Here is a 12916-nt window from a genome sequence, read left to right on the forward strand (position 1 = left end):
CGTGGCGCGAAAGACGGCGGTCACCCCGGCGCTGGCGCCGTCCGGTGAAGCATCCCTGGCGATGCTCGCCGGCGTCGGGCCGGCTGTTGCCGCCAAGCTGGCGGCACGGGGCCTGCTGTCGCTGCAGGACCTGTGGCTGCAGCTGCCGCTGCGCTACGAAGACCGCACCGCGCTGACCCGCATCCAGGACCTGCGCAACGGCGTGCCGGCGCAGGTGGAAGGGCAGGTGGTGGCGGTCGAGCGCGGCATGCGCCGCCGTCCGATGCTCAAGGTGGCGATCGAGGATGAAGGGCAGGGCACCCTGGTGCTGCGCTTCTTCCACTTCCGCCAGCAACAGGTCGCGCAGTTCGCGGTGGGGACCCGGCTGCGCTGCTTCGGCACGCCCAGGCCCGGCCAGCTGGGACTGGAGATCGTCCACCCCAGTTACCAGATCCTGGGTCGCCACGAAGACCCGGCGCTGGGCCAGAGCCTGGACCCGGTCTATCCGACGCTGGAAGGGATGGGGCCGGCGACCATGCGCAAGCTGATCGGCCAGGCGCTGGACCGCCTGCCCGACGAGGCGACACTGGAACTGCTGCCCGCCGGCTGGCTGGATGGCCTGTCCCTGCCATCGCTGCGCACGGCGCTGCTCACCGTGCACCGGCCGCCGCCGGACGCCAACCTGGCCGCGTTGGCAGCCGGCACCCACCCGGCGCAACGCCGGCTGGCGCTGGAAGAGCTGCTCGCCCACCACCTGAGCCTGCGCCGCCAGCGGATGGCGCTGCAGGCCCACCATGCACCGCCGCTGGCGGGGCCGGGGCGATTGGCCAAGGCCCTGCTCCAGCAGCTGCCGTTCGCATTGACCGGTGCCCAGCAGCGCGTGTTCAAGCAGATCCGCGAGGACCTGGCGCGGCCCAGCCCGATGCTGCGGCTGGTGCAGGGCGATGTCGGCTCGGGCAAGACCGTGGTCGCCGCGCTGGCGGCCATGCTCGCGGTGGAGCAGGGCAAGCAGGTGGCGCTGGCCGCGCCCACCGAGCTGCTGGCCGAACAACATCTGGTCAACCTGCGTGGCTGGCTCGAACCGCTCGGCGTGCGGGTGGCGTGGCTGGCCGGCAAGGTCACCGGCAAGGCGCGCAGCCAGGTGCTCGAGCAGGTCGCCAATGGCCAGGCGCAGGTCGTGGTGGGCACCCACGCGCTGATGCAGGACGCGGTGGTCTTCCATGACTTGGCCCTGGCCATCGTTGACGAGCAGCACCGCTTCGGCGTGCACCAGCGGCTTGCGCTGCGCGACAAGGGCGCCGGCGGGCACAGCGTGCCGCACCAGCTGGTGATGACCGCGACCCCGATCCCGCGCACGCTGGCGATGTCCGAGTACGCCGACCTGGACGTATCGGCAATCGACGAACTGCCGCCGGGGCGTACCCCGGTGCAGACCGTGGCGCTCAACAACGACCGCCGCCCCGAGCTGATCGAGCGCATCGCGCTGGCCTGCCGCGAAGGTCGGCAGGTGTACTGGGTGTGCACCCTGATCGAAGAGAACGACGAGCTCGACGCCACTCCCGCGCAGGCCACCTACGAATCGCTGCAGGCGCTGCTGCCGGGCGTGCGGGTCGGGCTGGTGCACGGGCGGCTGAAGGCCAGCGAGAAGCTGGCCACCATGGTCGCGTTCAAGGCCGGCCAGATCGACCTGCTGGTGGCGACCACGGTGATCGAAGTCGGCGTGGACGTCCCCAATGCCTCGCTGATGGTGATCGAGAACGCCGAGCGGCTCGGGCTGGCACAGCTGCACCAGCTGCGCGGGCGGGTCGGCCGCGGTTCGGCGGTGTCGCGCTGCGTGCTGCTGTACCAGGCGCGGCTGTCGGCGATGGCGCGCGAGCGGCTGGAAACCATGCGCCAGACCAACGACGGCTTCGTGATTGCCGAAAAGGACCTGGAGCTGCGCGGCCCGGGCGAACTGCTGGGGACGCGGCAGACCGGCCTGGCCGGATTCCGCATGGCCGACCTGGTGCGTGATGCGGATCTGCTGCCGGGGGTGCATGCGCTGGCCGAGCGGTTGCTGGTGGAAGCGCCGGCGGTGGCCGATAGGGTCGTCGAGCGGTGGATTGGATCGGCCGTGCGGTACGCCGGCGCGTAACGACCAACGGTCGTTACCTACCCGTTGCCCTCGTGGGTAGGTCACGACCGTTGGTCGTGACCGGCTTCCGCGCCGGCCTTGTATTTGTCACCTGCGGGTGAGACATTCCGTTGCCGCTAGATAAAGACGGCACGCATGACCAAGAAGATTCCGCTGTTGATCGACACCGATCCGGGTGTCGATGACGCCCTGGCCCTGTTGATGGCCTTTGCCGACGAACGCCACGACGTGGTCGGCCTCACCATTGCCGCCGGCAATGTCGGCCTGGACCACACGGTCCGCAATGCGCTGAAACTGTGTGAAGTAGCCGGCCGCGAAGACGTGCCGGTGTTCGCCGGTACCCCGGAACCGCTGGTGCACCCGTCGGTGGACGCGGCCCACGTGCATGGCGCGGACGGCTTCGGCGACGTCAACCTGCCCGCGGCGACCCGCCAGGCCGAGGCCGAGCACGCGGCGCTCGCGATCCTGCGCCTGTCCCACCAGTACGCCGGCGAGCTGTTCCTGGTCGCACTGGGCCCGCTGACCAACCTGGCCCTGGCGCTGAAGCTCGATCCGACCCTGCCGCAGCGCGTGAAGCGCTTCCTGGTGATGGGCGGGGCGGTGACCTGCCACGGCAACATCACCCCGGCCGCCGAGTTCAACATCGCCTTCGACCCGGAAGCGGCGCACGTGGTGTTCACCGGCTTCCCGCAGATCGAAGTCGCCGACTGGGAAGCCACCGTCGCCCACGGCCTGCTGCACAAGGACGTCGAGCAGTGGCTGGCGGCCGACAGCGACAAGGCCCGCTTCTACGAGCTGATCTCGCGCCAGACCCGGCTGTGGTCCGAAGACAGCCGCGGCGACCGCTGGTTCGCCGCCGACGCCCTGGCCATGGCCTGGGCACTGCAGCCGGAAGGCGCCCTGCGGGTCGAAGCGCGCCCGCTGAACGTCGAACTTTCCGGGGTGCACAGCCGGGGTGCTACCATTGTCGACTGGAACCGCCAGACGGGGCAGCCGGACAACACCCAGCTGCTCATGGCCTACGACCAGGGGCGCTTCGAGGCCCAGGTCCGGGCTGCGCTCGGCGTCGCCTGACGCCGCTGCGGCGGCCCTAGTACTGCGGATGATGGCCCCTGGCTTGCCCTCGACGGCAACCGGGGCTATAATGCCGCTCTTGCGTTTTCCTTACCTATTTCTACGGTGTGCCCCATGAAGGACGATATCCATCCGAACTACCGTGACGTCATCTTTCAGGACGTCACCTCCGATTTCAAAATCCTGACCCGCTCGACCATGGCCACCAAGGAAACGGCGACCTGGGAAGACGGCAAGGAATACCCGCTCGTCAAGATCGAAATTTCCTCGGCTTCGCACCCGTTCTACACGGGCAAGCACAAGGTGATCGACACCAGCGGCCGTATCGACAAGTTCCAGAAGCGTTTCGGCAAGCCGGCGGCGCCGTCTGCTGCCTGAGCTGTCGACACTGCTGCATGAAAACAACGGTCGCCCAGGCGGCCGTTGTTTTTTTTTGCCCGCGTGAACCCTGCTGCCGGATGAACGGCGGTTCAGTTTTTGCCCCGTCTGCGGAAACACAGTGTCCATTCCAGCCCGGTCATGCGCCGCCAGCGCAAGCGCGGACAGGGCGCGGCAGGCGTCGGTCTACGACTTCCGTCCTAGGGCATGGCAAATGTTGCTGTGCGATAATGACGTGATCCACAGCACAGGTTGTGGACTTCATTCACGTGCCCGCCCCATGCGCTTGGGTGGGCGCCTTCCCCTGAGGAGCGCACACAGTGTCCGATCTTGATCAGGTCACGCTCAACGCCGGCGAAAAGTCGGTTGTTCTGCCTGTCATCAAACCCACGCTCGGCAACGATTGCGTCGATATCGCGAAGCTGACCAAGGAAACCGGTCTCTTCACCTACGACTCCGGCTTCACCGCCACCGCCAGCTGCAAGTCCGCCATCACCTATATCGACGGTGACAAGGGCGTGCTGCTGTATCGCGGCTACCCGATCGAACAGTTGTCGGAAAAGTCCAGCTACGTCGAAGTGGCTTACCTGCTGATCAACGGCGAGCGCCCGAGCGCCGAACAGCTGAAGGCCTTCACCGATGAGCTGGCGGCCGAAGCCAACGTCGACGCCTCGATCAACGCGCTGATCGCCAGCTTCGACAAGGACGCCCATCCGATGGCGATCCTGGCAGCGGCCATCGCGCAGCTGTCGGCGAAGTACCACGCTGCGCTGGACCTGTCCGACGCCGAACAGCGCCGCCAGTCCGCGGTGCGCCTGATCGCCAAGGTCCCGACCCTGTCGGCGCTGATCTACCGCCACGGCAAGGGCCTGCCGGCCAACAAGCCGGACACCTCGCTGGATTACGTCAGCCGCTTCCTGAAGCAGACCTTCGAGTCGGCCGATGGCCAGTACGACCTCAACCCGGACGTGGTCAAGGCACTGGACCTGCTGTTCATCCTGCACGCCGACCACGAGCAGAACGCTTCGACCTCGACCGTGCGCCTGGTCGGTTCGACCGGTGCCAACCCGTATGCGTCGGTCGCCGCTGGCGTCACCGCGCTGTGGGGTCCGGCCCATGGCGGTGCCAACGAAGCCGTGCTGAAGATGCTGGAAGAAATCGGTTCGGCCGACAACGTCGAATCGGCCGTGCTCAAGGCCAAGGACAAGACCTCCGGCTTCCGCCTGATGGGCTTCGGCCACCGCGTCTACAAGAACTTCGACCCGCGCGCCAAGGTCATCGGTGAGATGACCAGCAAGGTGCTCAAGCAGCTGGGCGTGCAGGATCCGCTGCTCGACGTCGCGGTCAAGCTGGAGCAGGCCGCGCTGCAGGACGACTACTTCGTCGCCCGCAAGCTGTACCCGAACGTGGACTTCTACAGCGGCATCATCTACAAGGCGCTGCAGATCCCGACCGAAATGTTCACCGTCATGTTCGCCCTGGGCCGTACCTCCGGCTGGGTCGCGCATTGGCTGGAGCAGCAGGTCGACCCGGAAATGAAGATCGGCCGCCCGCGCCAGGTCTACACCGGCAGCGACGTGCGCGATTACGCGGGCTGATCCAACGCCCCGCGTCGCCTGGAAAACACCTCCGCAAGGAGGTGTTTTTTTTTGTCCGCGCCGTCGCCCGCCGTGGGCGACATGCAGCGACGCGTTCGCCACGAACATGCTCGGAATGCTTGCGATGCCGCGGTATCGCGCGCGCTGTCGCAGATCGTGGTGGCGTGCGCCGGGTTTAAGAATGGTTGCGTGTGGGGGGCAGGGCGCCGCTGCCTACCTTGATCGGGTCGCCAGCCCTGCGTGCAGGGCGCAACGACAGCCTCATGCGAGGTGCATTCCAATCAAGGGAGACAAACTCATGTTCCGCACTCTGAAGCAGGCCGCGCTCGGCCTGGCGCTGGTTACCGCCGCACTGTCCGCCCACGCGGCCGAAGCGCACATCACTGTCTGGGCCAACGTCGACCCGACCCTGTCGCTGCTCAAAGCCGATGGCAGCGTGCTTCCCGATGCCGTGCAGATGCCCTACCGCGCCGGGCAGGGGCTCGGCAGCTGGAGCGAGCGGGTGCGCGTGTTCTCCAACGACACCAGCCTCGATGTCGACGTGCGCCTGGCCGAACCGGCCGTGCTGATGCCCAAGGTCACCGCGGCCGGTGCCGTCGACGTACCGCTGGCGGTCAGCCTCAATGGCCGCGAGCTTGGCGTCGCGCCGATCGCCTTCACCGCCGACCAGCTGTTCCTGGGCGCGATTCCCGGCGCCTCCATCGAAATGCCCTTGACCGTCGCCCAGGCCACGCCCGGTCCGATTGCCGCCGCCGGCCTGTACGACGGCCCGGTCAGTCTGGTGCTCGTGCAGCGCGCCAGCAGCCTCTGACCGACCACGCCTGCATCGGCCCCTGAGCGGTCGGTGCAGGCCCCTTCGCCATGCGCATTCCTGCTCCCGCCCTCGTCCGGCTGGCGGTGGCGCTCGCCCTGCTGCTGGCCGCCCTGGTCGCGCAGGCGAGCCCGGTGCCGGCCGGTTTCGAAGACCTGGTCACCGGCCAGCGCGAACGCCTCGACGTGCGCGCGTTCGGCCGCTCGGCCGGGCTGTGGCCCGCCTGGGTCACCCTCGACCACATCCAGCTTGAAGACCCCGCGCCGGTACTGGCCGCGCTGGGCCTTTCCCTGTCCGCCCAGCAGGCCCTGCTGCCGGCACTGTCGGCGCCGTTGCCGCGCGACAGCCACCTGGCCTGCGTCCACGCCCAGCCACAGCCCGGCTGCGGCTGGCGCGCCCCGTCCGAGGATCCCCAGCACGTGCATGCCATCTTCGACGAAGGCGACAGCGCCCTGCTGCTGTTTCCCGCACTGCGCTGGCTGCCGCGCGGGCCGGCGGCCAGCGACGGCCTGCACGCGCCCAGCGAGCAGGCCGAGAACGCGCTGCTGCACCAGCAGGGACTGACCCTCAGTGGCGATGGCCGCGCGTACGCGCTCAACGCGCATGGCAGCGCCGTGCTCGGCGTGCTGCGCAGTGGCCACCTCGGTGGCAGCTGGAACTACGCCCGCCACGCCTGGTCCGGGCAGGCCAGCCGCGATCGTTTCCAGGTCGATGACCTCTACTACCGCCACGACCTCGCACGGCGCCACTACCTGCAGGTCGGGCGCATGGACCGGCGCAACCTGGCCAGCCCGCAGGGTGGGCAGTTCGGGCTGGGGCTGCTTCCGCTGGAGCGTTTCGACGGCGTTCGCGTGGGCACCACCCAGGCCTACGTCGATGTCGACGCCAGCCCCGGCGGCGCGCCGCTTACCGTGTTGCTGTCGCGACCCGCGCGCGTGGATGCCTTCGACGGCGACCGCCTGCTGCAGACCTTCTACCTGCCGCCCGGGGTCAGCGACCTGGATACCCGCCGGTTTCCGGCGGGCAGCTACGACGTCATCCTGCGCATCCATGAAGACGGCCGGCTGGTGCGCAGCGAAACCCAGCCCTTCGTGCGTGGCCAGGACTGGGGCCAGCCCGGGCTGCAGTGGTTCGTGCAGGGCGGGCGGCAACGCGCGCCGGCCAGCGAATTCGCGTCCAGCACGTTCCAGGCCGGGCTGCGGCTGCCACTCGCCCGCCAGCTCGGCATGAGCCTGGGCGTAGCCCGGATAGATGAGCGCGGCCATGCCGAACTGCGGACCGGGCTGCGGCACCGCTTCGGCGCGCACGACCTGCAGGCCGAAATCGGCGTCATCGCGGGCAGCGACGGCAGCCGTGGCGACCAGCAGCAGCTCAGCGTGCGCAACCTTGCGTCCTGGAACCTGTATCGGCAGCGCATGCGCGGCGCCCGCTGCGGCGTGCACACGGCAAGCGACCGCGACCGTCGCGGCTGCGCCGATGCGGTCACCGCGTCGCTGAGCCTGCCGATGGCCGGCGGCAGTCTCTACCTGGGCCATACCCGCCGCCGCAGCGGGCTGCCCGAGCGGCCGGGAGTGCCTGTGGCGCTGGCGCCGACGTCGCGCAGCGTGCAGGCCAGCTACAGCCACACCCGCCAATGGCGCGGCATGAGCATCAGTGCCCGGTTCGGTGTCTGGCGCCAGGCTGGACCGCATCACGACCAGGGCGCGCAGCTCGGCCTCACCCTCTCGCGCCTGCGGCACGCGGCCAGTGCCAGCCTGCTGGGCAGGATCGGCATCGACGCGCGCCACCAACGCCACGACGATCCGGAGCGGAGCCTGCGGCTGGCCCAGTCGTGGCGACAGGAGCAGGATGGCAGCGCACGCGAGGCCGGTGCCGAGCTCAGCGTGCAGGATACCGGCGCCGCCGACGTGCTGCTGGCGCTGCGCAGCGATACGCCGCTGGGGCATACCGCTGCCGTGCTGTCGCGGCAGTGGCGGCCGCGCGCCACCGGCTACAGCCTCAGCCATGGCTCGGCGCTGGCGCTGTCGCCCCGCGGACTGTTCTGGGGAAGTGGCAACGGCGCCGATGCGGGCGTGGCGGTGAGCGTGGCGCAGACCGAGGCGTCGGCGCTCGAAGGCGCCGCCGCCGAAGTACAGGCCGGTGCGCAGCGACGCCAGGTGCTGCGATTCGGCCAGCGTCGCCTGCTGCCGCTGCCGGGCTACCAGCGCCACCGCGTGGACGTGCACGATGCCGCCGCGCACCTGCAGGACGCCGACGTGCGCGTCGCCCACCCCGGCACCGCGCACCGGCCGTTCCTGCTGCCGGGCCGGGTGATCGCGCTGCCGGTGGGGGTGGAGGCGACTTACGCGTACATCGGCAGCGCCCGCGATACCGCCGGCAGCGCACTGGCCGGTGCGCGCATCCTCAACGCGGCACTGCCGCCGCTGGGGCAGGACGGCGGCTTCATCGCCGAGTTCGCGCAGCGCCAGCAGGCGTTGTACCTGCTGCTGCATGGCCAGCTGCTGCACTGCCCGCTGCAGGTGCGCGAACAGCGCAGCGTGGTGCTGCTGGTGGGGCAGGTCGCCTGCGCGCCGCTGGCGCGCGATGCGTTGCCGGCCGCCATCTCCCGGCAGCCGCGGGTACGACGGCTGCTCGACGAGGCGCTGCCGATCGCCTTGGGCAGGCCGTGATCCCGCGCCTGTGCCGATCGTGCGCGGTGCTGCTGGCCCTGCTCCTGGTACCGGCCCTGCCGGCCCTCGCACAGCGACCACCGGTGACCGTTCCTGCGCCGGGCACCACGGTCACCACGCTGCGCCACGCGTTCGACCGGGCCGCCCCGCTGCCGCTGTCGCTGTGGGCGCCGCGCACCGTGCTGGGTTACCAGGAGGTCCTGCACGGCCACGGCCGGCTGCACGTCACCTGCACCGACACCCCGGCGCGCGGGCGCTGTCCGCGCAGCGACACGGGCGAGGGGCCCGGCGTGCGTCGTCCGATCCAGCTCGAATTCCACGAACAGCGCAGCGGACAACGCCGGGAAATCGGCGTCGTCGGCTGGCTGGAACGGGTGGAATGGGAGCGCACCTGCAGCGAGGACTACTGGGAGAAATCCGAATACCCGCTGTGGACCTCGGCGGTGCGCGAGTGCCACGTCGAGCCGGCTGGAACCGCCGCCACGCTGCAGCTGGACGCGGCCGATCTCGGGCTGCTGGTGGCCGGGCGCTGGCACGCCGAACTGCACCTGGACGTGCGCAGCGGCGTGGGCGGTGCCGTGCTCGGCCGGCATGTATTCGCCCTGGAAGTCACCGTCACCGATCCCGGTCGCGCCGCCATCCACCTGCCCGAGCATGGCGGTTCGGCCGCGCAGATGGACCTGCAGCTGCAGCTGCGGACCCAGCCGCCGCCGGCCAGCGTGGGCGGCGAGGCGGTGCTGGACATGTGCCTGTACGACGGCATGGGCTCGACCAGCAGCGAGCTGGTGCTGATCGCGCGCGATGGCGGACCGGCGGTGCCGGGACGCCCGCCGCAGTTTTTCTCGGTCTGGCACCAGGGCGGTGGCCGTGCGCCGCACGACCGCATCGACTATCACCTGCAGGTGCTGCATGCCGGCGCCCACCACGCGCTGCTGCCCGGCGCGCACACCCGCCTGGACGGCATCGACAGCGCCGACCTGCGCCCGGTGCTGCTGCCGGGCATGGACCAGCCGGTGCACTGCGTGCCGACCCCGCTGACCTTTGCCACGACCCGGGTTCCCGCCGCCGACAAACGCGACGGCCGCTACCAGGGCGATCTCACCCTCGAGATGCGCCTGCCCACCCGCCGCCCCTGACGTTCGCGGAGATCCCCATGCACCTGTATCGCCCCGTTGCCGCCCTGTTGTTCCTGCTGCCTGCCGTGCCGGTGTCGGCCAACCTGGACGTGCACCCGATGCGCGTGCATGTCGAGGCCGGTCGTACCACCAGCATCCGCGTACACGCCCAGTCGCCGCGCACGCAGTACGTCCGCGCCACGGTCAAGCGCGTGGTCGCACCGGCCACCGAGGACGAACACGAAGTCGACGAGCCCGCCGGTGCCGATGCCGCGCTGGTGGTCACACCGGCCATGTTCGCCCTGGCCGGGGGCGGAAGCCGGCTGGTGCGGGTGATCGCGCTGGCGCCGGTGGAGCAGGAGACGGCATTCCGGGTGTACTTCGAAGGCGTGCGCGGCGACGACCCCGAGGCCATGCCGGCACCGGCGCCCACCGCCAGCGCCACCATCGGCGTCAGCCTGGTCTGGGGCGTGCTGGCCAACCTGCTGCCTGCTGCCGGGGAGGTCTCCATGCACCTGGAAGGCGACCACCTGCACAACCGCGGCACGTTGCGGCTGGGCATCCGCCGGATCGAGCACTGCCTTGGCGACGCCTGCACCACCCATGACATCGACCGCAGCGTCTACCCCGGCGGTGCGCTGGCCCTGCCGTTCCAGCCCGGCGCCGGCGCGCGCCTGCGCGTGGACTACCGGCTCAGCCGCGACGGCTACCGCGAACACCAGCAGATCCTGCTGCCCTGAGAGGAAATACCATGCAAGTTCTTTACCGCTCGCTGTTGTTGATGCTGCCTGTCAGCGCCGTGGCCACACCATTGCCGGCGGCGCCCGGCAACGCGGAGGTGGTGCAGGGCGAAGCGCTCGCCTCCCCTGCGGCCCGTGCGCTGTCGTTCGCCGGCGGACTTGGCGTCGGCGTGGGCGTGGCCGGGGTGTTCGGCCGCGCGCAGGTCCGCGACCGCGTGGTCCATTGCGAGGCGCCGGCACCGGTGTCGATGTCCCCGCCGGGGTGGGACGATGCGCTCTGGCAGGTCGACCAGAATGACCAGCGGATCGCACGCAACCGGCTGGACATCGACCTGCTGCGCGACGGCGTGCAGGGCGTCAGCGCCGACCTCAGCGACGTGGTGCGCTTCGACAAGGATGCCACCGTGCACCTGCGCGGCGCGCGGCTGCTGGCCCTGGGCGCCGGTGAGATCAGCGCGGAAAGCCAGCACGCGGTCAATGGCGCACAGCTGTTTGCCGCCGAAGCGCGGGTGGCCGCACTCGAGTACGTCCAGCAGTACTTCAAGGTCGGGTCCGACGAACTGAGCCTGCCGGCGCATGCCGGGTTCCTGGCCACCGCGATGGGCGCCGATGCCCGCGCCGTCGCCAACGGGTCCACCGCCTACGGCAGCTACGCCACGGCGCTGGGCCACAATTCGGTGGCCCTCGGGCGCGCGGCGATCGTGCTTGAAGGGGCCGCGGACGGGTTCGCGCTGGGCACGCGCTCCCGCGTGCTGGCCGAAAACGGGATGGCGCTCGGTGCCTCCACCCAGGTCTGGGAGGGCGCCCACGACAGCGTGGCGCTCGGCTTCGGCTCGATCGTGCAGCGCCCGTGGGAAGTCTCGGTGGGCGGGCAAGGCCTGCGCCGGCGCATCACCAATGTCCTGCCGGGCATCGCCGCCGATGACGTGGTTTCGCTGCGGCAGCTGACGGACATGGCCAGCGTGCTCGGCACCAGCATCAACGCCGAAGGCGGCGTGCGCGGCATGCGCTTCGCGGTGCAGGGCAAGTGGCACGGCACCGTGGCCGGGGCGCTGGATGCGCTGGATTACGCGGTGAGCGCGGCACACCGGGCGCTGGGCGACATGGGCGGGCAGGTCGACGCGCTCGCCGCGCAGAACGAGCACAGCCAGCCCGCCAGCGCGGCCGACGCCGCCGAGCCGATCACGGCGTCTGCGGACACCACCCACCCCGCAGCGCCGCAGGCCGCTGCCAGCGCGACCGCCGTCGCGGCCGACGCGCGTGCGGTCGAGCCGGCCGCTGCGGCACCGCCGTCGGCAGCGCCACTGCCGCCGGTCGACACCCGCGCCGTGGACGACGCGGTGCAGCGCGCCAATGCGTACACCGACCAGGCCATGGCCGGCGTCGACCGTCGCTTCGACCGCCTCGACCGGCGCATGAACCGCATGGCGGCGATGGGCAGCGCACAGGCCGCCATGGCCATGAACACCGCCGGCCTGCCCACCTGGAACCGGCTCGGCGCGGGGGTTGGCCATGCCGATGGCGAATCGGCGCTGGCGGTGGGCTACCAGCGCGTGCTGGACCGGCGCACCACCACCACCTTCAGCCTCAATGGGGCTTTCAGCCAGGGCGGCGAAAGCACCGTGGCGGTGGGCGTCGGCATCGGCTGGTAGCGGTTGCGCGGCGCGCTCAGGGGCTGTCCAGATAGCCCCTGATCTCGTCCTCGGCAAGCAGGCTGCGCAGCTGCGCGGCCGAAGCCCGCCGCATCGGTTTCTCGTCGATGCTCGACAGCGGGGGCTGGCGCAGCGCGTCGTAGGGCAGCACCGCCACGTCGAAGGTCAGGCCTTCGGCGGAGAACACCCATACCGGCACGTCCAGTGTGCGTTCGCGGTCCAGCCGCAGGCGGCGCATGCGCGACTCGGCCGGGATGCGGTGTTCTTCGAGGAAACGCTGCACGGCATCGGCGTCGTCGCTGTGCAGCTGCAGCTGCACCGGACTGTTGGCGTCGGCGGTGCCGTCCAGGACCGGCCCACACAGGCGCGGCGCGAAACCGTGCAGGAACTCCAGTGCACGCAGGCCGGCCTCGCGACGCTGGCGCAGTTGCGTGCCATGCCCCGCACCGGCGAACAGGCGTTGGTATTCGCGCAGCGCGTCTTCGATCTCGGTATTTCGCGGCAGCGAGGCATCGTCGTGGATGCCCAGCCGCCCGGCGGCTTTCAGCTTGGCCTGGTGGTAATCGCGGATTCCGCCTTCGGCCATCAACCGGGCCGCCTCGTGGGCGAGCCGGTGACGGCGTTCGCGGGTCTGGCTCTCGGCATGCTGTCGGGCACGATGCATGAGCGATTCTCCCCTGGTGCGACCTGCCTCGACTTTACACCCGCGATGTGACGAGCAGGACACGCATGGCGTGTCCCTACGCAACGTCCCGACCAGGAATGG

General features: G+C 70.3%; 10 protein-coding genes. 9 read left to right on the forward strand and 1 reads right to left on the reverse strand.

Features of this window, described 5'->3' with window-relative positions; translation table 11 throughout:
- Window position 1 precedes the first annotated feature (1 nt).
- The 9 genes from recG (at window position 2) to FSZ13_RS18380 (ending at window position 12150) form a co-directional block, all read left to right on the forward strand.
- A complete protein-coding gene (gene recG, locus FSZ13_RS09700) occupies window positions 2-2113 on the forward strand; it encodes an ATP-dependent DNA helicase RecG (RefSeq protein ID WP_145479313.1) in 2112 nt (703 codons plus the stop codon).
- Between the two features lie 135 nt (window positions 2114-2248).
- Entirely contained in the window at window positions 2249-3187 is a 939-nt protein-coding gene (locus FSZ13_RS09705; protein ID WP_145479314.1) for a nucleoside hydrolase, read from the forward strand.
- A gap of 114 nt (window positions 3188-3301) precedes the next feature.
- On the forward strand, window positions 3302-3565 hold the full coding sequence (locus FSZ13_RS09710; protein WP_145479315.1) for a type B 50S ribosomal protein L31: 264 nt from the start codon (window positions 3302-3304) through the stop codon (window positions 3563-3565).
- A gap of 320 nt (window positions 3566-3885) precedes the next feature.
- On the forward strand, window positions 3886-5163 hold the full coding sequence (locus tag FSZ13_RS09715) for a citrate synthase (protein WP_145479316.1): 1278 nt from the start codon (window positions 3886-3888) through the stop codon (window positions 5161-5163).
- Window positions 5164-5461: 298 nt separating this feature from the next.
- The gene (locus tag FSZ13_RS09720) at window positions 5462-5974 is read left to right on the forward strand and encodes a CS1 type fimbrial major subunit (RefSeq protein WP_145479317.1); all 513 of its coding nucleotides are present in this window, start codon (window positions 5462-5464) and stop codon (window positions 5972-5974) included.
- Between the two features lie 50 nt (window positions 5975-6024).
- On the forward strand, window positions 6025-8643 hold the full coding sequence (locus tag FSZ13_RS09725; protein ID WP_145479318.1) for a CS1-pili formation C-terminal domain-containing protein: 2619 nt from the start codon (window positions 6025-6027) through the stop codon (window positions 8641-8643).
- The gene (locus FSZ13_RS18720) at window positions 8640-9779 is read left to right on the forward strand and encodes a CfaE/CblD family pilus tip adhesin (protein WP_260844136.1); all 1140 of its coding nucleotides are present in this window, start codon (window positions 8640-8642) and stop codon (window positions 9777-9779) included. The genes FSZ13_RS09725 and FSZ13_RS18720 overlap by 4 nt, the downstream gene beginning before the upstream one ends.
- 17 nt (window positions 9780-9796) lie before the next feature.
- Window positions 9797-10498 carry a fimbria/pilus periplasmic chaperone gene (locus FSZ13_RS09735; RefSeq protein ID WP_145479319.1) on the forward strand — a complete coding sequence of 234 codons (702 nt, stop codon included), beginning with the start codon at window positions 9797-9799 and terminating at the stop codon, window positions 10496-10498.
- A gap of 11 nt (window positions 10499-10509) precedes the next feature.
- Window positions 10510-12150: a YadA-like family protein gene (locus FSZ13_RS18380; RefSeq protein ID WP_186308885.1), complete on the forward strand. Its 1641-nt coding sequence runs from the start codon at window positions 10510-10512 to the stop codon at window positions 12148-12150.
- A gap of 16 nt (window positions 12151-12166) precedes the next feature.
- On the opposite strand, the gene FSZ13_RS09750 is transcribed toward FSZ13_RS18380, so the two are convergent.
- A complete protein-coding gene (locus FSZ13_RS09750) occupies window positions 12167-12814 on the reverse strand; it encodes a hypothetical protein (protein ID WP_145479321.1) in 648 nt (215 codons plus the stop codon).
- Between the last annotated feature and the right edge of the window lie 102 nt (window positions 12815-12916).

This window comes from Stenotrophomonas rhizophila (assembly GCF_007667275.1).
Lineage (GTDB): Bacteria > Pseudomonadota > Gammaproteobacteria > Xanthomonadales > Xanthomonadaceae > Stenotrophomonas > Stenotrophomonas maltophilia_AE.